The organism is Nonomuraea aurantiaca (assembly GCF_020215705.1).
Lineage (GTDB): Bacteria > Actinomycetota > Actinomycetes > Streptosporangiales > Streptosporangiaceae > Nonomuraea > Nonomuraea aurantiaca.
Genome location: NZ_JAIWNB010000006.1, coordinates 406,039 through 427,337 on the forward strand (window position 1 = coordinate 406,039; position 21,299 = coordinate 427,337).

Below are 21,299 nucleotides of genomic sequence, written 5' to 3' on the forward strand. Positions count from 1 at the left end.
CCTATGAATGCGTTGAACTGGAGATAGCAGCAAGTCAGGCATGCACACCGGGGTTCACGATCACCGCCTTCTCGAACCAGTCCACCGTCATCCGCAGCCCGTCCTCCAGCGGCACCGAGCGCACACCGGGAAACAGTTCGCGCAGCAGGTTGGAAGAAGCCTGCGATTCTCGGATGTCACCGGTCCGGGGCGGGAGGAAGGCGGCCTCGATCGGCTGGTCGAGGACCGAGCCGAGGAGGTCCTTCAGCTCCAGCAGCGAGACGCGCGTGCCGAAGGCGAGATTGACCGGTTTCGTGCTCGTCACCCGGCGCACGGTCGCGTCACAGAGGACCTCCGTCACCGATCCCACATAGGTGAAGTCCCGCGTCTGGAGCCCGTCGCCGTAGATCGGCACCGGGCCGCCCGCCAAGGCTTTCGACACGAAGGCGGGGATGACCGCCGCGTAGGCGTGATCTGCGGCCTGTAGCGGGCCGTAGACGTTGAAGAAGCGAAAGGGCAGCACAGCCAGGCTGAAGCTCGAGGCGTACGCCAGAGCGTAGGCCTCGGTCGCCAGCTTGCTCACGCCGTAGGGGCTGAGGGGCCTGGTCGCAAGGTCTTCGTGCTTGAACGGCTCCGCGCAGTCCCCGTACACCGAGGACGACGAGGCCAGGATCACGTGCGGTTTCGTGGCCCGGCAGGCCTCCAGGATGTGCAGGGTGCCCGTGGCGTTGACGCCGTGCGAGGCCAGCGGGTCCGCCAGTGATCGAGGCACTGACGGACGTGCGGCAAGGTGGACCACGGTTGTGGCGTTCGCGACAAGACCGCTCAGCAGATCCAGGTCCAAAATGCTGCCCCGCACGAAATCCACCCCGACGTCATCGAGATTGGCGAGATCGCCGCTGCTCAGGTCATCGAGCACCGTGATCTGCTCGATCTCGGGCCGCGACGCCAGCGCCCGGCACAGGTTCGCGCCGATGAATCCGGCCCCGCCGGTTACCAGGATTTTCACTTGTTCATCTCTCCTGTCATGACCAGCCGATCCCGGCGACGCGCGCCCAGTGATCGATAGAGGGCCTCGGTGTCCGCGACCAGCCGGTCCACATCGAACGAGGCCTTCGTCCAGAGGCGCGCCGCCTCACCCATCTGGCGGGCGAGCGTGGAGTTCGAGAGCAGCCGTACGGTGTGGTCGGCCAGCTCCGCCGTGTCGATCGCGGCGACCAAGCCGGTGTGTCCGTCCTGGACGACCTCAGTGACGCTGCCCACGCGGGTGGCCACGACGGGAGTGCCTGCCATTCCCGCCTCGATGAGCGTGAGGGGAGTGCCTTCGTTGTCGGAGGTCAGCAGAACCACGTCGGCCGCGGAGTAGATCGTTTCCACGTCCTTTCGCCAGCCCAGCAGGTGGAAGGCGGGCCGGACCGGCTCGATGCTCCGTTCCACCTGCTCGCGGAGCTCGCCGCCGCCGCAGATGACGAAGTGGCAGTCAGGCACCCGCTGAAGGATCGCTTTCGCGGTGGCGATGAACCGATCGGGGCGCTTCACCTGGGTGAGCCGACCCACATACGCCACTACGGGTGCGTCCGCGGGGAGGCCCAGAATCCGGCGCGCGAGTTCGCGGTCGGACACCGGCCCCAGCCGGACGCCTGGTGGGATCACCACATACTGCTCCGGACGGCCGATCCCCGCTGCGAGGAGGTCGTCTCGGACGTGAGCCCCCACGGTCACCAGGCGATCGGACAGGGAAGCGAGAAGCCGCTCAGCGCGCACGTAGATCGCACGCTTGGGTCCCGAGAAGTAGCCGTCGAGAAGATGACCGTGGAAGACGTGAACTCGGGCGGCGCCGACTCCGGCCAGCGTGGCCGCTACGCGCCCAAGTGCGCCTGACTTCGCCGTCCGCGTATGGACGATGTCCGGGCGGAAGGCGCGCATGGCGGATATCAGGCCGAGGAGTGCGCGGGCGTCATCGGTTGGTCTGATCGAGCGGCCGAGACCCGGAATCCGGTGAACGCGCACGCTCGAACGCTTCAGTTCGAGGTGGTCACCCTCCTCATGGTCGACATGGCCCGTGTAGAGACGATGGACGAACTCCTCCGGGTTCAGCCGCTCGGAGAGTCCCAGCACTTGGGTGGCAGGGCCGCCTACGTTCATCCGGGCGATGATTTCCATGACGCGAATCCGGCTCTCCGGATGCATACGGGTTCCTCGATGATGGACATAGCGCACGTCAGCGAAGCTAGCCAGGAAATAGGCCCGTTCCCCCGACGCCGTGGCGGTACTGGCGAAATGTTTTACCGCTCCCTACCTGCCCATGATCAAGCTCTGCCGGCCGGCGCGGCGGTCGCCTACGCCTCGAAACCGTTCTCGAGCTCCGGCGCCGCTTCCAGCGGAACATCGCAGGCGAGCTCCGCAATGCCTGCTGCCGCGTGGCGTGGTTCCGAACGCGTATCGTCTATCTGAATGAAATTATTCTCTTTCTTTTCCTTGTCGGCGGCGGTACCGAAGGCGTCCCCAAGTAAGAAAGTAAAATGACCCGGCGGCGTGGCCGGCGAACAATAGCGCCACGCCGGCGCCAAACGAAGGAGATGGTTGTGCAGCCAGATACGGTGATACGTCCAGATTCAACGCGCATGAAGATGCCGCGACCCCTCGAGGCGCCCGATCGCCTCCGAGTAAGCGTGGTCGGCACCGGATATCTCGGAACCACCCACGCGGTCAGCATGGCGCAGCTCGGACACGACGTCGTCGCCATGGACATCGAGCAGGAAAAGATCGCCATGCTGTCCGAGTGCGAACTCCCCTTTTTCGAACCCGGGCTCGCCGAACTGCTCCGCAAATGCGTGGAGGTGGGCCGCCTCCGGTTCACATCGTCGTACGACGACGTCTCTGAGGCGGACATCCATTTTGTCTGCGTAGGAACACCGCAGCTTCATGGCTCCTTCAACGCGGATCTGCGGCTGGTCGAGACGGCGTTCACCGAGTTGGCGCGGCGGGTGACCAGGCCGACGATCATCGTGGGAAAATCCACGGTACCGGCGGGAACCGCGCTGCGTATGGCCGATGCGGTCCGCGACCTGGCCGGCGGCGGCCAGGTCGAGGTGGCCTGGAATCCCGAATTCCTGCGCGAGGGGCACGCCGTCGAAGACGCGCTGCAACCCGATCGGCTGATTTTCGGGGTGAAGTCACCGCGAGCCGAACGACTGCTCCGGGCCGTCTATCGACCGATCATTGAGGGCGGCTGTCCCGTCATGGTGACCGACTACGCCACAGCCGAGCTGGTGAAGGTCTCGGCCAACACCTTTCTAGCGATGAAGATATCTTTTATCAACGCCATGGCGCAGATATGCGAGGCCACCGGCGCGGCCGTGCTGCCGCTCGCCGAGGCGCTCGGCTACGACGACCGGATCGGCCGGCGTTTCCTGAGCCCTGGACTCGGCTTCGGAGGTGGCTGCCTCCCGAAAGACGTTCGTGCCCTGTACGCGTGCGCGACAGACCTCGGCCTGGACGATGTCGCCACATTCATCAGACAGATCGATGTCATCAATCTGAGTCGCAGAGACCGTGCGCTGACGCTCGGCCGGGAACTCCTGGGAGGCTCGTACGCGAGAAAGCGAGTCTGCGTCCTCGGCGCCGCGTTCAAACCGAACACCGACGACGTCCGGGACTCTCCCGCGCTGGCGGTGGCGGTCGCCGCCCACCGGGAGGGCGCGCAGGTCGTCATGCACGACCCCGTCGCGATGAACAGCGCGCGGCGAATACACCCTGAGATCGAGTACGCCGACACCGTCGTCACCGCCGCACGGGAGGTTGATCTCGTCATGCTGTTGACCGACTGGACGGATTTCGAAGAAATGGATCCCGCACTGCTCAGCGGCGTCGTGCGAAGCCGGAATGTGCTGGACGGGCGCAACGTGCTGACGCCGGAACGCTGGCGCTCGGCCGGCTGGACCTATCGCGCTTGACGGGTCACCGGGAGCGCACCTCGTCGTAGAGCTTCTCGAACCACGCACCCGTCTGGTCGATGTCGACCAGGTCGGCGCCATCACGCGCCCCCTCCCGGAGACGCGCGTGGTTCGCCGGCAGCATCGCGCGCAAGATCGCCTCCGCGAGCGCCTCGGGGTCTCCGGGGCGGGTCAGGTAGCCGTTCCGCTCGTGCTCGACGAGATCGGGAACGCCCCCCACCCGGGTCGACACGACCGGCACGCCTGCGGCGAGCGCCTCCATGACCACGACGGGCAGTCCCTCGTGGGCGGAACTGAGCACCAGCAGGTCCGCGGCCGCGATCAGGCGGGCAGCGGTGGGCACGCCGCCGAGAAACCGCACGGAGTCCAGCCCCAGCCTGGCGACATGGCGGACCACCTGGTCGTGTAGCGGCCCCGTGCCGGTCAGGACGAACATCGCCCGCGGGTCGCGCGCCACGACCGTGGCCGCCGCCTGGAGGAGCGTCTCATGGTCCTTCTGCGGGCGCAGGTTGGCCACGTGCACGATCAGGAAAGCCGATTCCGGTACGTCCCATGCGCTTCTCGTCCGCGCGGCGTCCTCGGCCGCGTGGCGCTGCTCGGCGACGTCGACTCCATGAATCCTGATGCGGAGATCGCGTGCTCCGCGGCTCACGACGGCCCGCGCGACATGGGGGGAGACCGCGACGGTACAGGCGTCGAGCCATCCTGTGGCCCGGTCGAGGAGCATCGTGGGCACGCGATAGCGCACGTTGTGCACGGTCGAGACGAGCGCGGGGCGCGGTCGGGACAGGCGAGAGGTCAGCCGGATCACCGCCGCGGGCAGCGGGGAGTGCAGGTTGAGCACGTCTGGGCGCAATCTTCTGACGACGGCCGCCAAGCCGAGCAGGCGCAACGCCGGAGGGTAGGAGGTCAGATCGACGACACGGATGCCCGCAGACCGCAACCGCTGGATGAGCTCGCCGGTGGACGCCTCCAGGCACACCACGGTGTATCGCTTGTCGGTAGACCGCATGGCGAGCAGCCGTGTCACGAGGAGAACCTCCGCACCACCGACGTCCAGCGTCTTGATGATTTCGCAGACATGCAATCCGGCCTTCACCGTGACCATGATCGCCATCGGGCTTCCAGCAGGCGCGCGGCGGCGCTCCGACGACCACAGAAATTACGAGATCTTGACAGGCCGGCAGGTCGGGACACTGCCGAAGCCGGTGGCCCGGCAAACCTTCATGCGACACGCGTCCGCCACGCACCGTCGCACGTCATCACTATCTGTACGCTTGCTCTTGTGGTTGGTAAACCACCGGCGGTCTTAGGGAGAGCTCATGGCTCTCCTCACCACACCCGACGAGAGAATCGTCGTCGATCGGCTCCCCACGAGCCCGAAGCTGATATCGGTTATCGCCGTGGCGTACCGCCAAAAGAATAAGGGCAGCGTGTCACGAGCATGAGAATTATCCGCGTCAGTTATCGCATACCACCCGAGCCGGGCGGAAAAGAACGGCATGTCGAATGCCTCACCCGAGAACAACTCAAGCGCGGCCATGAGGTCGTGCTCGCATTCCGCCGAGGTGGGGTCGTGCCGGACGGCACGACGGTGCTGGCCACAACACCCACGCCGGTGTCACGCGCGCTGGCGGTGAAGTCCGACGTCCTGGCTTTCGCGGCCGAAGTCGGGAGGGCGCTGCGGAGGTGCCGTTCCGCTGATCTTGTGCACCTGCACGGAGACTACGTGGAGTCGGCCGTCCTAGGCCCGATCTGCAGGCGTCTCGACCTCCCGCTTGTGCTCACCGTGCATGCCGCCCTGTCAAGGCGGCATCAGCGCTTTGCCCGGATGGCCTTGCGAAACGTCGACGCCTGCATCGCCATAGGCGCCAACACCGGCGACGATCTGGCGCGCCTGGGTGTCGATCCACGCCGGATCTGGGTGACCTCCAGCGGACTTGACCTCGAGGGCATCGCCAAGATCCGCGAACTCGGCGACCGCGAGCCGGGCTTGATCGTCAGTGTCGGCTCCCTCGACCCGATGAAGAATCATGATCTTCTCATCGCCGCCTTTCACGCGGTGCGCCGCACCCGGCCGGGCCTTCGGCTGGTCATCGCCGGCGACGGCCCCCAGAGGGAGCGACTGCGGCGCCTGGCCGGCCAAGGGGCCGGCATCGAGCTTCCCGGGCAGCTGCCCCGAAACGAGATCTACCGGCTTGTCCGGTCCGCACAGGTCTTCGTCCTCGCCTCACGCCGCCTCGACGGCAAGGGCGAGGGAGTCCCAACGGCCGCCCTGGAGGCGCTGGCTCTTGGCACTCCGGTCATCGTCTCCACAGATGCCGCGCTTGAGCCGGTTGTCCAGGACCGCGAGACGTACCGCACCTTCACCTCCGGATCGATTGACGGGCTGATCGACGTTCTGGGATCCGTGCTCGACGATGACGAAGCCCGCCATCGAATGGGCGCCCTGGGACCAGGTGCGACCGCGGCACTCGATTGGCCATCCGTCGCGGGCCGGGTGGAGGAGTGGTACGGCACGGCGCTGAGCGGCATTCCGCGACACGTCTGATCTCACTTACGCACGGGATGCGGCAGCGCACCCGCATCCTGAACGGGGGAAAAGTGAACGGCCCACAGCAACTTGAGCACGTGGTGGTCACCGGGGTCGCCGGGTTCATCGGCTCGCACCTGACGGCGGCCCTGCTGAAACAGGGGGCGAGTGTCCTCGGAATAGACCGGCGCCCGCCTTCGCACGATCCCACGGCAGCCCAGAACCTCGCCGACCTGACCGCGCAGCCAGGATTCACGCTGGTCGAGCGAGACCTGATGGATCTGGATCTGGAGCGATTCGCGAAGGGGGCGTCCGCCGTCTTCCACCTCGCCGGCGTGCCCGGTGTGCGCCCTTCTTGGGGCGACAGGTTCGCGGACTATCTCACGTCGAACGTCATGACGACCCAGCGCCTGCTCGAAGCCTGCGCTGCCATGGGCGTGCCCCGGCTCGTCCTCGCCTCATCATCGAGCGTGTACGGCACCGGCGCCGACCGTCCCTCACGCGAAGAGGATCTTCCAACGCCGCTCTCTCCCTACGGGGTCACGAAATTGGCGGCCGAACGCCTCGCTCTCGCCTACGCGTTGAGACCCAGCACGCCGACGAGTGTCGTGGCGCTGCGGTACTTCACCGTCTACGGCCCCCAGCAGCGATCCGACATGGCGATCTACAGAGTGCTCGAGGCTGCGCTGACCCGCCGCCCGATGCGGTTGTACGGAGACGGGACCCAGCGCCGTGACTTTACGTATGTGGACGATGCGGTAGCAGCCACGATCGCGGCCGCCTCTGCTCCCGCAAGAGCCGAGGTGGTAAACGTCGGAGGCGGCAGAACCTACAGCATGCAACACGTTCTGGATTGTGCCGCGGAGATCACTGGTTTCGACATCCCCATCATCCGTGCCAGTCGGCAATCAGGCGACGTGGAAACCACGGCGGCAGACCTGACAAAAGCAGAGAGACTGCTGCGCTATCGGCCGTCAACATCACTGATCGAAGGTATGACCAGCCAGTGGAAATGGGCACTGAACCAGCCAGGCGCTCTGTGGGCGCAATGAAGTGACCGCCCTTGGCTCATGCCAGGAAACGGCAAGAAACGTGCCAGTGGAGAAGTTCTGAGCGGATCAAGCCGCTTTTCATCTCTACGCTTGCCGCCATGAACCAGAGATTTCCCGTTGCTGGCCTTTCACCGAGCCCCGCTCTTTCTGCGAGAATCTCCCATCCGGAAGAACCTTCGCCGGGCCGGAGCAGAACATCCGTCCGGTCCAGAATTTGGTGGAGATGGCTGCCCGCGGGCTTGGTGATGGCCTTCGCCGCGGCCACGCTCAGTCGATATGGGGTATCCAGCGGTGACATGGCCGCCTTTTTCGTCTATGTTGCGCTGAGCCTCACTTTGCCGGGCGTATTGGTCATCCGCGTACTCTACGCAGGATCGCGCACGCTGGCGGAGGAGATCGCGCTGGGTCTGGCGCTCGGCTACGCCATGGAGATTCCGCTCTACATCGGCGCCCGCGCCGTCGGCGTGCCCTTGCTCGTCATAGCAGGTCCGCTGAGCGTGTACGTGCTTTTCCTTGCCGTCCCATCACTGCGACGACATTGGCGGAGCAGTCAGCGGCTGGCCGCACCTTGGTGGTGGTCGTGGGTCCTCGCCCTGGTCATGGCTCTCCTGGTGGCATGGAGTGCGATCAAGTTCTTCGGCGCCCACGCCATAACGTGGCCCGGCCTCGGGGAGGCAGGCCACGACATGCCGTTCCATCTCGCCCTGATCGGTGAACTGAGGCATCACGTGCCGCCCTCGGTCCCGATGGTTGCGGGCGAGCCCCTCTTCTACCATTGGTTCGTCTACGCCCACTTCGCCGCGGCCAGCCACCTGACCGGAGTGGAGCCGCTCATCCTGCTGTTCCGCCTCGGCATGCTTCCCATGCTTGCCGCGCTCGTCGTCCTCGCGGGCCTGACCGGGCGTCGAATCACGGGCTCGTGGTACGGCGGGTCGATCACGGCCGTGGGCACGGTCTCAGTAGGGGCGACGAGCCTGTACCTGGGCGCGAACGGACGGTTCACCTGGGGCGGCATTCCAGATATGGCATGGACCAGCCCGACCCAGACTCTCGGTGCGCTGCTGTTCGCCCCACTTGTCCTCATACTTAGCCACTTGATTGGATCACGGAGATACGACCCTCGTGCATGGGGGCCGGCCCTGGTGTTGCTGATCGCGCTTACCGGCGCCAAAGCCACCTACCTGCCGCTTCTCCTGGCCGGCCTGACCGTTGCGGCAATTGCGCAGATCGTCCAGCGACGCCGGCTGTCCCCGAATCTCATCATCGCCATCGCCATAACGATGGTCTGCTTCCTGTTCGCACAGTTCGTCCTGTTCGGCTTGGTCAAGCAAGGGCTAGTCGTAGAACCTTTCTCCTTCACCCGCCTGGCCTGGGGGGAATTGACCGGCGTGAACGCCAGCGGCTCCGTACCTGGCCTGGCGGCGGTGCACCTGCTCTGCTGGGCCGTCTCCTGGGCCGGGGTCGTCGGCCTGCTCGTCCGGCCGCGACAGCTCGCTCGTCCCGCGGTGGCCCTCCTGCTCGGCATCGGCATGGCCGGCGTCGGCGCGGCGCTGGTATTCGGACACCCCGGCCGAAGCCAGCTCTTCTTCCTCTGGAGCGCGTGTCCCTACCTCACTGCCCTCGCTGCCCGCGGGCTTCTCGCCCTCCTACGGCGAGCACGGGTCACCCCCACGACAACGGCATTCTGGGCCGTTTCGGGGGCTGTCACCGCGTACCTGATCTCCTTCTTCTGCGGCGTCTCCATACCGCTGGAGCCCGGACAGGACGGCGCCCTGCTATATCGCCCTTACTGGGTGCTTCTGGCCGCCATCGTGCTCGGGGGCGTCGTCCTGGCGATCCGGCGTGGTGCGCTGACCGCCGTAACCCTCCTCGTGGTGGCCTGCACGGCGATCGGTCTGCCGGCGTACTGGCACGCACGCGTCCTGTCCGCGCTCGACGCTTTCGGCAAGGACGACGTCCGACCTGACGTCCAGCCCGTCGCGGAGCCGTCGGTCCCCCAGGGCGGGCTGACTGCCGCACGCTGGTTGCGCGCCCACTCCGATCCCGACGACCTCGTCGCCACGAACGTGCACTGCCGCTGGGGGCGAGAGAACCCCTGTGACAGCACGTTCGCATGGGCGTCAGCGCTGACAGAACGGCGCATGCTGGTCGAAGGATGGGCCTACACGGCGGCGAACCTCAATAGCTGGCGCCCCGGGCTGACGCAGGAGAGTCTTCCCTTCTGGGACAGCCGGCGGCTCAGCGACAACGACGCTGCTTTCCAGACGCCCACGGAGAAGGCCATGCGTCTGCTTCGCGATGATTATGGGGTTCGTTGGCTTTTTGTGGAGGAAACGCCAGGGAAATACAGTTCGGCGATCGGCGATTTCGCCGAACTCCGGTTCCGTTCCGAGGACTACGCCGTATACCGGCTACCTGGGGTAATGCTTACGCAATAATCGTCCGGCCATGCGACACGTCGCCGCGCCGCTCCGTTCGCCGCGTTGTTCACTGCGTTCGTGTATGCGACTGATCTGAGGACGGTGCCGTTCAACCGGACGTACATCGCGGACAATGAGCTCGACTACCTGACGGAAGCCGTACGCGGCCACTCCACCTGCGGCGACGGGCCCTTCACGCGGCGGGCCACCGTGCTCGTCGAGCAGATCACCGGTGCCGGGCAGGCTCTCCTGACCACCTCCTGCACGCACGCGCTGGAGATGTCGGCGATCCTGCTGGACCTGCGGCCCGGCGACGAGGTGATCACGCCATCGTTCACGTTCATGTCGACGGCCAACGCCTTCGCCTTGCGCGGCGCGGTGCCGGTGTTCGTCGACTGCCGACCCGACACGCTTAACCTGGACGAGCGGCGGCTGGAGGCGGCGATCACCGAGCGCACCCGGGCTGTGGTGGTGGTCCACTATGCCGGTGTCGCCTGCGCGATGGACGAGATCGGAGAGCTGGCCCGCCGATACGGCCTGGCCGTCATCGAGGACAACGCCCACGGGCTGGGCGGCCGCTACCGGGGCCGGCCGCTCGGCTCGTTCGGCTGCCTGGCGACTCAGAGCTTCCACGAGACGAAGAACATCCAGTGCGGCGAAGCCGGCGCGCTGCTCGTGAACGACACGGCCCTGACCGAGCGGGCGGAGATCGTCCGGGAGAAGGGGACAGACCGCAGCCGGTTCTACCGCGGCCAGGTCGACAAGTACCGGTGGATCGACATCGGGTCGAGCTACCTGCCCTCCGACGTGCTCGCCGCGCAGCTGACCGCCCAACTCGAGGCGTTCGACACGATCCAGGCGCGCCGCCACGAGGTATGGGACCGCTACCACGAGGAGCTGGCCGACTGGGCCGCGGGCAACGGGGCCGGCCAGCCGACCGTCCCCGACGACCGCGCGCACCCCGCGCACCTGTACTACCTGCTGATGCCCGACCTGGACCACCGCCAGGCGCTCATCGCGCACCTCGCCGAGCGTGGCGTGCAGGCGGTGTTCCACTATCAACCGCTGCACTCCTCCCCCGCCGGCATACGGTACGGCCGCACCGCTCCGGGCGGCTGCCCGGTGACGGAGCAGGTCACCGATCGGCTGGTCCGGCTGCCGCTCTTCGCCGGCCTCGACGAGCCCGGCGTGACCCGGGTGATCGACGCCGTGCGTACCTACGAGGTGAGCTGATGGCCTGGCACGACGTGATCGAGGCCCCCGCGCCGCAGGCCCAAGAGTCGCCGCAGGAGTCGGCCCGCTTCGGCTGCTCGGTGGAGCGACTCACCGTATCGGTCGCCTCCGGGACACGGCTCGCCTCGGTCCGCGAGGCGATCCTGCGCTCAACCGCGGACGTCGTCGTGCTGCGATATCCCGCCGAGCACATCGGGTGGTTCGCCGCGCTGACGGATCTGGGCAGGACCGCGGTCTTCGCCGACTCCCTGGTGTACTGGCAGCTTCTGGTCGGCAGGGGGCGCGCGCCCGCGCCTTCGCCCGAGCTGTCGGTGACCGAGGCGCCCGGCGCCGCCGCCGTCGCGGGTCTGGTGGCCGACATCTTCTCCGCGTACGGCAGCCACCACCTGGCCAACCCGCTGTTCGACCCCGCGCTGGCGCTCGCCGGTTACCAGGAATGGGCGCTGCATTCGGCCGCCCGGGACGGATGCCTGGCGCTACGCGGCCTGGACGGCGACAACGGCTCAGGCCTGCTCGCGCTCGCCACCCTGGAGGAGGACGCCGACCGCACCGAGATCCAGCTCGCCGGAGTGATCCCCGCCCAGCAGGGGCGGGGACTCTACGCCTACCTGCTCAAGGCGGTCGAGGACCGCACGCGGGCACGCGGCGGGCGCGAGGTGGTCATCTCCACGCAGGGACACAACACGCGGGTGCAGCGGGCCTGGGCCCGATACGGGTTCGAACCGGTGCAGACGCTGATCACTACTCACCTGGTCCTGAGCCCGCTCCTGCGTGGACGGGGATGACAGGTTCCTCGGGGCGATCGGTGGCGTGGAACGGGCCGACCCGCTCTCTGACCACGTAGGTCGGCCGGCCCATGCCGCTGCCGTGGATCCGGCCGACGTACTCGCCGAGCATGCCGATGGCGAAGAGTTGCGCGGAGGAGAAGAGGGCCACCATAGACGCGACGGTCGTGAAGCCGGCCACCGTGGTGTCCCCGACGGCGAAGCGCCACAGCACGCCGACGCCGAGCACCAACCCGATGACGCCGGCCAGGAAGCCGAGGTAGCTCGCCGCCCGCAGCGGCGCCGCGCTGTAGCCGACCAGCATGTTCATCGCGTGGCGGAACAGCATGCGGACCGTGTAGTTGGAGCGCCCGTGCGCGCGCTGGTTCATCTGGACCTGGACCGAGCCGACCTTCGCCGTGGCCCAGGACAGCGCCACGTCGATCGACGCGTGCGGCCCGGACAGACCCCGAAAGCCGTCGCGCAGCCGGGTGCGGAAGGCTCGGAAGGCGCTGATCTCCTGCGCGGTCCGGATGCCGAGCGCGCCTGACAGGCCGGCCTTCACCGAACGGGAGGCCAGGTTCCGCAGGAAGCCGTGCTCCTCCTCGACGGCGACGCCGTACACCAGGTCGAGCCGATCGCCCTCCAGGGCGGCCAGCAGGCTCGGAATCTGCTCGGGCGGATGCTGCAGGTCGTCGTCCAGGGTGACGACCACGTCGTGGGCGGCCTCGCGGATGCCGGCGACGAGCGCGTTGTGCTGGCCGTAGTTGCGCGACAGGTTGACAGCGCGGACCCCCTCGATGCTGCGGGCCAGTGCGGCGGCCGTCTCCCAGGTCTCGTCTGGACTGCCGTCGACCACGAGCAGGATCTCGTGGCGGACGGAGACCTGGCTCAGCGTCGAGACGATCCTGCTCACCAGCGTGGGCAGGGTGCGCGCCGACCGGTAACACGGAATTACCACCGACACCGACATGGATCCCCCGATCGTCCAATGCAAACCGGTTATAGTCATGCAACCCCCACCACGCGATTCAAGATGCGGAGTGCGGGCCACATGGTCGACCTGAGAAGCCGGACCAAGCGCGGCAAAAAACCGTCATTCGGATGGCTGACCCTGATCCCGGCTCTTGTTGGCCACCGCATCACATATCTGCTGGCCGGCGCCATGACAGCGGTGGTCTATTACATTCTCCTGGGGCTAGCATTGATGGTCGCGGAGAATGCGGTGCCCTATCTTGTGCTGGTCGTGGTCAGCCACTTCGTCACCGTGGTCATCGTCTACCCGGGCTATCGGCTGCTGGTATTCCGCATTCCAGGTGATTCCTGGATATCTGGCTACCTCCGGTTCTACCTGGTAGGGCTGGGCTTTCTCGGGACGTCGCTGGGCGGTCTCCCTATCTTGGTGGAGGTGGCCGGGATGCCGCTGATGCTCGCACAGGGTCTGATCATCCTGGCGAGCCCGCCGTTGAGCTATCTCATCCACCGCAAGTGGACGTTCCGTGCGGCATGAACGTCTAGCACCGGCAACGTACCGGGCGCCATTGAACAAGAGCGCGCGGCAGAAGCGCTGCCCCAGGTAGAACGGTGCCTAAGCTCCTGCTCGCAGGCGGCCGCTACGGCCACGTCTTCTTCGCGGAAGGACCACGACCGATGAAGGCACTCGTGCTGGCGGGCGGCAAGGGGACGAGGTTGCGCCCGCTCACCCACACTTCAGCCAAGCAGCTCGTCCCCGTGGCCAACAAACCGGTGCTCTATTACGGGCTCGAAGCCCTGCGCGACGCCGGCATCACCAAGATCGGCATCATCGTCGGTGACACCGGTCAGGAGATGCGTAACGCCATCGGCGACGGCTCGCGGTTCGGCCTCGAAGTCACCTACATTCCTCAGGAGGCTCCGCTGGGTCTGGCCCACTGCGTCCTCATCGCCAGGGAGTTCCTGGCCGAGGAGCCGTTCGTCATGTACCTCGGCGACAACTTCCTGGTCGGCGGCATCAATGACCTGGTCGGCGCCTTCCGCCAGGCCGACCACGACGCGCAGATCCTGCTTACGAAGGTCGCCGAGCCGCAGTTCTACGGGGTCGCCGAGCTCGGACCCGCCGGGGAGATCGTCGGGCTGGAAGAGAAGCCGGATCACCCGCGCAGCGACCTCGCGATCGTGGGGGTCTATATCTTCTCCCCCGCCATCCACGACGCCGTACGAGCCATCACGCCGTCCGCGCGGGGCGAGCTTGAGATCACCGACGCCATCACCTGGCTCATCGACAACGGCTTCCGCGTCCACTCCCACCTGGTCAGCGGCTACTGGAAGGACACCGGCCGGCTGCAGGACATCCTGGAGTGCAACCGCATCGTCCTCGAACAGGTGGAGCCGGAGATCAACGGCTTCGTCGACGGTCTGAGCGAGATCACCGGAAGGGTCGCCATCGAGCGAGGCGCGGTAGTGGAGAACTCGGTGCTGCGCGGGCCGATCGTGGTCGGAGCCAACACCAAGATCACCTCGGCCTATGTGGGCCCCTTCACGTCAATCGGGTCCGACTGCGTGGTGGCGAATGCGGAGGTCGAGTACTCGATCGTGCTCGACGGCTCCTCCTTGGTCGGCGTCTCACGCATCGCCCGCTCCCTGATCGGGCGCAACGTGGAAGTGACCAGCGCGATCGGCACGCCCAACACCCACGAGCTCATGGTGGGCGACCACAGCAAGATCAAGGTGCGCGCATGAACATCCTCGTCACCGGTGGCGCCGGTTTCATTGGATCCCACTACGTACGGTCGTTGCTGCTCGGGTTGTATCCCGACTACGAGGACGTCAGCGTCACCGTTCTGGACGAGCTCACCTATGCCGGAAACCTCGAGAACCTGGCTCCCGTGGCAGGGCATCCCCGCTACAGATTCCTGCGGGGCGACATCACTGACACACGGCTGCTCGCAGAGATCGTCCCCTGGTGCGACATCTTGCTGAACTTCGCGGCCGAAACGCACGTCGACCGGTCCATCACGGGCGCCGGGGCATTCGTGACGACCAACGTGCTGGGCACCCAGCGGCTCCTCCAGGCGGCGCTCGACGCGGGCGTCCAGACGATGGTCCACATCTCCACCGACGAGGTGTACGGGTCGATCTCCGAGGGGTCCTGGACCGAGGAGGAACCCCTGCTGCCCAACTCGCCATACTCGGCGGCCAAGGCGGGAGGCGATCTGCTGTGCCGGGCCTACCATCGGACACACGGCCTGGATGTACGCGTGACCCGTTGCTCCAACAACTATGGCCCCTACCAGTACCCGGAGAAGCTGATCCCCCTCTTCGTCACCAACCTCCTCGACCGCGAGCCCGTTCCGCTCTACGGCGACGGACGCAACGTGCGGGACTGGCTGCATGTCGACGACCACTGCCGCGGCATCCAGTTGGTGCTGGAGAAGGGGTCACCAGGCGAGGTCTACAACATCGGCGGCGGCACGGAGCTGACCAACAGGGAGCTGACCGAGTTGCTGCTCGCGGCCTTCGGCCTGGGCTGGGACATGGTGCGGCAGGTGCCGGACCGGCCGGGGCACGACCTGCGCTACTCCGTTGACTGCGGCAAGCTCCGAGCTCTCGGCTACGAGCCGGGCCGGAGCTTCGCGGATGGCCTGACCGAGGTGATCCGCTGGTACACCGACAACCAGAGCTGGTGGCGACCGCTGAAGAACAAGCCGGCCTGACCCACTCGCCTGAGGCACCCGGAGAGAGGCCGGGGGGGAGGCCCCCCTTCCCGCCGGCCTCTGTACGTGGCCCGGGCCCCCACTTCCCCGCCAGGACGGTTCGCCGGAAAGGGGAGTACAGCCGTAACCGTGATCACCGTCATCAGCGCGCCCGTGGGCATCCAGGCGTGCGCGGCCTCGGCTCCCGTCCAGCGATCCGGCCGCCCTGAGCGCCGGGCTGTGCGGTCTCGCCACGAGATCGAGCCTGTGGGCGCCGACCAGCGCCCACAGGCTCCTGTCATGAGCCAGATACCCCCATCAACTAGATCGATTCCGCGAACGTCACGTCGACCCAGTAGTTGGTGGACTGGTAGCTCCCCGTGGGGAACGTGTTCGTGGCGCCGTAGCCATACACACCGTTCCCGCCCGAACTGGCGCTCGCCGGCGCCGTCAAAGGCCCGTTGCTGAACGCATTGAGGAAATACAACCGCGACGTCGAATAATTACCGGACGACGTATAATAGGACGCCACATACGTGGTATTCGCCGTTACCGCCACCGGGGTGGCGAAGTTCACCTGCTGCCAGCCCGAGGCCGACTCATTGGTGAAGGTCGCGCTCGCCAGCAACGTCCCGCTCGCGCTCCACAGACTTCCCACATGAGTCCCCGTGTTCAGCGAACCCTTGAAGAACCGGATGCCACTGATGAGACCGCTCGTCGTCGTCTTGAACTTCACTCCGAGGGTGACCGACGAGGCATCGGGGAACGACTGAGTAGCCGGAACCGCCGTGGGGTCCCACAGGCTGAAGGTCGGCACGAATACCACGTCGACCCAGTAGTTGGTGGCCTGGAACGTCTGGGTCGGGAACGCGTTCGTGCCGCCGTAGGCGTACACACCGTTCCCGCCCGAATCGGCGCTCGACGGCGCGGTCAAAGGACCGTTGATGTACGGAGTGGTGAAATACGGCCGGGTCACCGAATAGAAACCAGATGACGTAAAATAAGACGCGGTATACGTGGTATTTGCCGTGACTCCCACCGGGGTGGAGAAATTCACCTCCTGCCAGCCCGACGCCGACTCACCGGTGAAGGTCGCGCTCGCCAGCAACGCCCCGCTCGCGCTCCACAGACTTCCCACATGAGTCCCCGTGTTCAGCGAACCCTTGAAGAACCGGATACCGTTGATGACGCCGCTGGTCGAGGCCGTGAACTTCACCCCGAGGGTGACCGCCTGGTTATCCGGATGCGACTCGACCGCTGGAAGCGCCGTCTCGTCCCACAGGCTGTTGGATGACGTGAAAACCACGTCGACCCAGTAGTTGGTGTCCTGGAAGGTCTGGGTCGGGAAAGTGCCTGTCGAGCTGTAGGCGTAGACCCCGTTCCCGCCTGAATCGGCGCTCGCCAGCGCGGTCAAAGGATCGCTATTGAACGAACTGGTGAAATACGGCCGCGACACGGAATAAAAGCCCGACGTATGATAGGACGCGATATACGTGGTATCCGCGCTCACTGCCACCGGGATGGAGAAATCTACCTGCTGCCAGCCACTCGCTGTCTCATTCGTGAAGGTTGCTTGCGCGAGGAGCGTCCCGGTGGAACTCCATAGATGGCCGACGTGGGTCCCCGTGTTGGCCGCGCCCTTGTAGAACCTGATTCCAGCGATGAGACCAGGGTTGGTGGCCTGGAACTTCACCCCTAGCTCTACGGCGTCGGAATCGTTGTGCGACTCCTCGTCCGGGACAACCGTCGACGACCAGATGGTGCAGCATATCCCGCCCACGGTCACATTCACCGTAGTCGGATTCGTCTGGATATTGCCGATATCATCGACTGCGCGAACCCTGATCGTCACGGTCCCATCGCCGCTGGGGATCCATTGGTACTGCCAGTTGCTCCGGCCGGTCGCGCGGAACCACCTTGTGCCGTCGAACGAGACTTCCACCCCCCCGACGACGCCGCCCCCGGTATCACTTGCCGTTCCCGTGACAGTGACCGCCCGCCCCGCGACCACGCCGGCGCCGCTCGACGGATTGGTGATCGTCGACGTCGGCGGAGACGTGTCCGTCGACGGGGTCGCCGGAACCAGACCAGCCTGGAGGCTGGCCGGCTGGGCGCCCATGTCCGCGAAGAGGTTGACCGTCGCCTGCTGCATATTGATGTCCGTGGGAGTTCCGGCCCGATCATGCACGGCGTCTAGGCCCCACGCCCACTGGACAGTGCCCGCGCCGAAGACGAGCGCGCCACTGGATTGCCGGTAGAGCACCAGACTGTGTGTGGGGGTCCCGGCGCCGTATTGGCTACCGTAGTCGAGGAGAAATTTGTCGGGTGTGGTCACTGTCGTTCTCGAGTACTTGACCAGCCCGGGCGGGGTCACCTCGTTGTCGGGAGCCTCGTCCCACTCATACCCCAGAGTTCCCGCGGGGAAAGTCGCCGTCTGGCCAGGAGAAAGATTGGCGATCGACGTGTTGCGCCACAACCGCATGTCACCGAACTCGGCGGGGACCTTTATCGAATCGTTGACGACCCCGTTGACCATGAACAGCGTGCCGGTCAGCGCGTTCTCCGGCCGCCCCCCGTCCGCCGGTGGCGGGTAACGCGGATCTCGCCACGTCCCCGTCCATGTCGAAGTCGGATCGAGCCTCGTGTTGTTCGCGAGGGTCTCCTTGTAGCAGACCATTGTCTTGAACGCGATGCCCGGCTGCGCGATGCTGTTCTCCCACCTGGTCTTCCAGAATATCTCGTTCCCGGAGAAGAAGGAGAGGTTCACCGCGTTGTCGCGAGCGTTCTGTACGTTGCTCCGCATCTCGTTGGACCAGTATTCGTCATGGCCGGAGGACATGAACATCTTGTGCTCGAGAATTTCCGCTCCGCCCATGGCGGTGTCCACGTTGGTGGTGTAGCTCACGTCGTACGCGTTCGCCTCGGCCCACCTGACCATCGGGTATTCAGCACCGAAGTACCAGCTCATCGGACTGGAATTCCGGGTCAGGAACGGACGGTTGTAGCTGACCTTGAACGCCCGGCCCACCGGGGCACCTGTATAGAGGCTGTTGCCGCCGTAGTTGTTGTACGCCTGCCACGTGGCGTCAGACGTCTGCACCAGGATGTCCGAGTGCCGGGTGTCGTCCCTGACCACGAAGATCATCTGGCTGGCTTGATCCGGCACGTCCTCCCGCACCAGCTTCGCGATATAGACGCCGGAAACCGCGCTCGCCGGCACATCCCATGAGGCCGACACCGCCCAGTTGCCACAGTCGATCAAGCCGGTCGCGCTGTCGGTGAGACAGTTCGGCTGCGTCTGCGGGAGCGCGGCGGACGGCTGAACCGTCGCGATGAAGCGTGCTCCCAAGCCGCTGTAGTAGCCCGTTCGATAGATGTCCAGGCGATAGTCGGTCGCTGGGGTCAGCACCTTGAATTGCACTGTTTCCCCGTGGTTGACACTTATTTGAGTGGCATATCCCTGGATATTGAGCGAACCCGCTCCGACGATGTCCCACTCACTGGGCGGGCTGCCGGGAAGGCTGTTCTCGATGCAAATGACGGACGTCGGCGGGCACGCGGCTCTGCGGAGGCGAGCGCCGCTCTTGGCAGCTCGGCGCTCTGTCGGAGGCGGTGACGGAAGGGCGGAGCGCATGCTCGGAGATGGTGTCGGAAGGGCGGAGCGCATGCTCGGAGATGGTGTCGGAAGGGCGGAGGGTGTGCTCGGAGATGGCGTCGCGGAGGGCGTGCTCGAAGGTGGTGTCGGAAGGGCGGAGGGCGTGTCAGCTGGCACGACGACGGGTATGTCCTTCGATGAGTCCGCCGGTGATGTCGTCGAAACGCCCGCGCTGTCAGAGACGTGCTCTCCGGGCTCGGGAGTGGACGCGCGCGCGGGACCGGAGACGGCCCCGAGCAGACAGAGCAGGATGACCAGACTGTTCCCACAGGCGATCCAGAGCCTCAGGCGCCGGCGCCAGGGCTCTCGTCTGCACGCGCCGTCTCGCACCGTCAATCTGCTCACTTCATTCAATCCTTCAGACGAGTGCTGCATGAGGCGTCGGAAGTCTCCCCGTACGAGCGCCGAAGGAAGTACCGGACGCTCGCTGCCGAGGACGTTCTTGCCAGGACTGGGTATGACTGCTCGGCGGACATGGCTGCCGAGGTTCGTCGGTGCTGGAATCACCTGCCGGCGACAAAACGGCTGTCAGATGCGTCACTGCGTTCGTCAGCGGAGTTACGACATGGCGAATGAGTCCGCGGAAGCACTCGATCTCCGTTGACGATTCTCAGGTCAACGCACCGGCTCTTCTCCAGAGGTCAGCTGTCGCCAAAGAGCCGCGGCTCGAGTGCCGCGGAACTGACCGCCCGGGCCCCCACGCTTCGCCGGACATAGTCCGGAAGCCGGTGAGCCCATCGTGACAACGCGACAGGAAGCGACACCGAGCGCTGTACGGGGTGCAACTTCGATCATGCGTGCAGCCTGACAACGCAAACGCCGTGACCGGGTGCGGACGCCCGGTCACGGCGATCTCCTTGCCAATGATTTGTAGCGTATTAAGATTTCGCCTGGAACGGCGCCCTAAATCGGGCGGCAGGGCTAATCCACGCTGAAGATGACGTCCACCCAGTAGTTGGTGGCCTGGTAGCTACTCGTCGGGAAAGTGCTGGTGGCGCCGTATGTATAGACGCCGTTGCCGCCTTCGGCACCGTTCGCCAGCGCGGTGAGCGGACTGTTCGCGTATTGAGAGTTGAAATACGGGCGAGTTATCGAATAACGCCCAGACGTGGTGTGATAAGAAATGACATACGTCGTATTGGCGGTTATGGCGACCGGTGTCGCGAAGTTCACCTGCTGCCAGCCCGATGCAGTCTCATTGGAGAACGTCGCATTCGTCAGCAACTGGCCGGATGACGTCCACAGCGCCCCCGTATGCGTACCCGTATTCAGCGAACCCTTGTAGAACCGGACACCCGTCACGGTCCCGCTCGTCGACGCCTTGAACTTGACGCCCACCGTGACCGCGGACGTGTCGGAGTGAGACGCGACGTCCGGGACATCGGCGCTGCTCCACAGAGTCTTTATCGGCACGAACACGGGTTCTACCCAGTAGTTGGTGGCCTGGTAGCTACTCGTCGGGAAGGTGCTGGTGGCGCCGTATGTATAGACGCCGTTGCCGCCTTCGGCACCGTCCGCCAACGCGGTGAGCGGACTGTTCACGTATTGAGAGCTGAAATACGGGCGAGTTATCGAATAACGCCCAGACGTTGTGTGATAAGAAACGACATACGTCGTATTGACGGTTATGGCGACCGGCTCTGCGAAGTTCACCTGCTGCCAGCCCGACGCGGACTCACCGGAGAACGTCGCATTCGACAGCAACTGACCGGATGACGTCCACAGCGCCCCCGTATGCGTACCCGTATTCAGCGAACCCTTATAGAACCGGACACCCGTCACAGTCCCGCTCGTCGACGCCTTGAACTTGACGCCCACCGTGACCGCCGATGTATCGCCGTAAAAAGCTACGTCCGGAACATCGGTACTACTCCACAAGCTGGTGGAAACGACTTGATTGATAGGCGGCGAGGTGCTTGGGGCGAAGTGGATGGGTTCTTCGTTGTCGAAGGTGGTTCCGCCGAGGTAGACGGCGGTGATGCGGTGTTGTCCTGTGGTGAGGGTGGAGGTGGTGAGGGTGGCGGGTTGGGTGGTGC

17 protein-coding genes are annotated in these 21,299 nt (G+C 65.6%); 9 read left to right on the forward strand and 8 right to left on the reverse strand.

The window, feature by feature from the left end; genetic code table 11:
• Positions 1–34: 34 nt before the first annotated feature.
• The 3 genes from LDL49_RS18050 to LDL49_RS18060 all read right to left on the reverse strand — a co-directional run bounded on the left by LDL49_RS18050 (position 35) and on the right by LDL49_RS18060 (position 2,549).
• A complete protein-coding gene (locus LDL49_RS18050) occupies positions 35–988 on the reverse strand; it encodes an NAD-dependent epimerase/dehydratase family protein (protein ID WP_225292226.1) in 954 nt (317 codons plus the stop codon).
• Entirely contained in the window at positions 985–2,124 is a 1,140-nt protein-coding gene (locus LDL49_RS18055; RefSeq protein ID WP_225292227.1) for a glycosyltransferase, read from the reverse strand. The genes LDL49_RS18050 and LDL49_RS18055 overlap by 4 nt, the downstream gene beginning before the upstream one ends.
• A 194-nt stretch (positions 2,125–2,318) precedes the next feature.
• Positions 2,319–2,549, reverse strand: a complete 231-nt coding sequence (locus LDL49_RS18060; protein WP_225292228.1) for a hypothetical protein — start codon at positions 2,547–2,549, stop codon at positions 2,319–2,321.
• 54 nt (positions 2,550–2,603) lie between these two features.
• On the opposite strand from LDL49_RS18060, the gene LDL49_RS18065 reads away from it, so the two are divergent.
• Positions 2,604–3,935: a UDP-glucose dehydrogenase family protein gene (locus LDL49_RS18065; RefSeq protein WP_225292229.1), complete on the forward strand. Its 1,332-nt coding sequence runs from the start codon at positions 2,604–2,606 to the stop codon at positions 3,933–3,935.
• A 4-nt stretch (positions 3,936–3,939) separates the two neighbouring features.
• Here LDL49_RS18065 and LDL49_RS18070 read toward each other — a convergent pair whose 3' ends face one another.
• Positions 3,940–5,052: a glycosyltransferase gene (locus LDL49_RS18070; RefSeq protein WP_225292230.1), complete on the reverse strand. Its 1,113-nt coding sequence runs from the start codon at positions 5,050–5,052 to the stop codon at positions 3,940–3,942.
• A gap of 327 nt (positions 5,053–5,379) precedes the next feature.
• Here LDL49_RS18070 and LDL49_RS18075 point away from each other — a divergent pair, with 327 nt between their 5' ends.
• Together LDL49_RS18075 and LDL49_RS18080 are read left to right on the forward strand one after the other, a co-directional pair.
• Entirely contained in the window at positions 5,380–6,486 is a 1,107-nt protein-coding gene (locus LDL49_RS18075) for a glycosyltransferase family 4 protein (protein WP_225292231.1), read from the forward strand.
• A 17-nt stretch (positions 6,487–6,503) separates the two neighbouring features.
• A complete protein-coding gene (locus tag LDL49_RS18080; protein WP_225292232.1) occupies positions 6,504–7,520 on the forward strand; it encodes an NAD-dependent epimerase/dehydratase family protein in 1,017 nt (338 codons plus the stop codon).
• Between the two features lie 16 nt (positions 7,521–7,536).
• Here LDL49_RS18080 and LDL49_RS18085 read toward each other — a convergent pair whose 3' ends face one another.
• Complete coding sequence (locus LDL49_RS18085) at positions 7,537–7,785, reverse strand: hypothetical protein (RefSeq protein ID WP_225292233.1); 249 nt, start codon at positions 7,783–7,785, stop codon at positions 7,537–7,539.
• Between the two features lie 31 nt (positions 7,786–7,816).
• On the opposite strand from LDL49_RS18085, the gene LDL49_RS18090 reads away from it, so the two are divergent.
• The 3 genes from LDL49_RS18090 to LDL49_RS18100 are packed head-to-tail and all read left to right on the forward strand — an operon-like array spanning position 7,817 to position 11,958.
• Positions 7,817–9,958: a hypothetical protein gene (locus LDL49_RS18090; RefSeq protein WP_225292234.1), complete on the forward strand. Its 2,142-nt coding sequence runs from the start codon at positions 7,817–7,819 to the stop codon at positions 9,956–9,958.
• A gap of 60 nt (positions 9,959–10,018) precedes the next feature.
• Positions 10,019–11,173: a dTDP-4-amino-4,6-dideoxygalactose transaminase gene (gene rffA, locus LDL49_RS18095; protein WP_225292235.1), complete on the forward strand. Its 1,155-nt coding sequence runs from the start codon at positions 10,019–10,021 to the stop codon at positions 11,171–11,173.
• Positions 11,173–11,958, forward strand: coding sequence for a GNAT family N-acetyltransferase (locus LDL49_RS18100; RefSeq protein ID WP_225292236.1), 786 nt, complete (start codon positions 11,173–11,175; stop codon positions 11,956–11,958). Before rffA ends, LDL49_RS18100 begins: the two co-directional genes overlap by 1 nt.
• Here the strand turns inward: LDL49_RS18100 and LDL49_RS18105 are convergent.
• Positions 11,915–12,910: a glycosyltransferase family 2 protein gene (locus tag LDL49_RS18105; RefSeq protein ID WP_225292257.1), complete on the reverse strand. Its 996-nt coding sequence runs from the start codon at positions 12,908–12,910 to the stop codon at positions 11,915–11,917. The genes LDL49_RS18100 and LDL49_RS18105 overlap by 44 nt on opposite strands.
• 81 nt (positions 12,911–12,991) lie before the next feature.
• On the opposite strand from LDL49_RS18105, the gene LDL49_RS18110 reads away from it, so the two are divergent.
• The 3 genes from LDL49_RS18110 to rfbB all read left to right on the forward strand — a co-directional run bounded on the left by LDL49_RS18110 (position 12,992) and on the right by rfbB (position 15,629).
• Entirely contained in the window at positions 12,992–13,447 is a 456-nt protein-coding gene (locus LDL49_RS18110) for a GtrA family protein (RefSeq protein ID WP_225292237.1), read from the forward strand.
• A gap of 74 nt (positions 13,448–13,521) precedes the next feature.
• A complete protein-coding gene (locus LDL49_RS18115) occupies positions 13,522–14,655 on the forward strand; it encodes a glucose-1-phosphate thymidylyltransferase (protein WP_308016143.1) in 1,134 nt (377 codons plus the stop codon).
• Complete coding sequence (rfbB, locus tag LDL49_RS18120) at positions 14,652–15,629, forward strand: dTDP-glucose 4,6-dehydratase (RefSeq protein WP_225292238.1); 978 nt, start codon at positions 14,652–14,654, stop codon at positions 15,627–15,629. The genes LDL49_RS18115 and rfbB overlap by 4 nt, the downstream gene beginning before the upstream one ends.
• A gap of 301 nt (positions 15,630–15,930) precedes the next feature.
• Here rfbB and LDL49_RS18125 read toward each other — a convergent pair whose 3' ends face one another.
• Together LDL49_RS18125 and LDL49_RS18130 are read right to left on the reverse strand one after the other, a co-directional pair.
• Entirely contained in the window at positions 15,931–19,029 is a 3,099-nt protein-coding gene (locus tag LDL49_RS18125) for a DUF4082 domain-containing protein (RefSeq protein WP_225292239.1), read from the reverse strand.
• A 1,155-nt stretch (positions 19,030–20,184) separates the two neighbouring features.
• Positions 20,185–21,299, reverse strand: a 1,115-nt coding sequence (locus tag LDL49_RS18130; RefSeq protein WP_225292240.1) for a DUF4082 domain-containing protein, incomplete at its 5' end; no start/stop codon positions are given.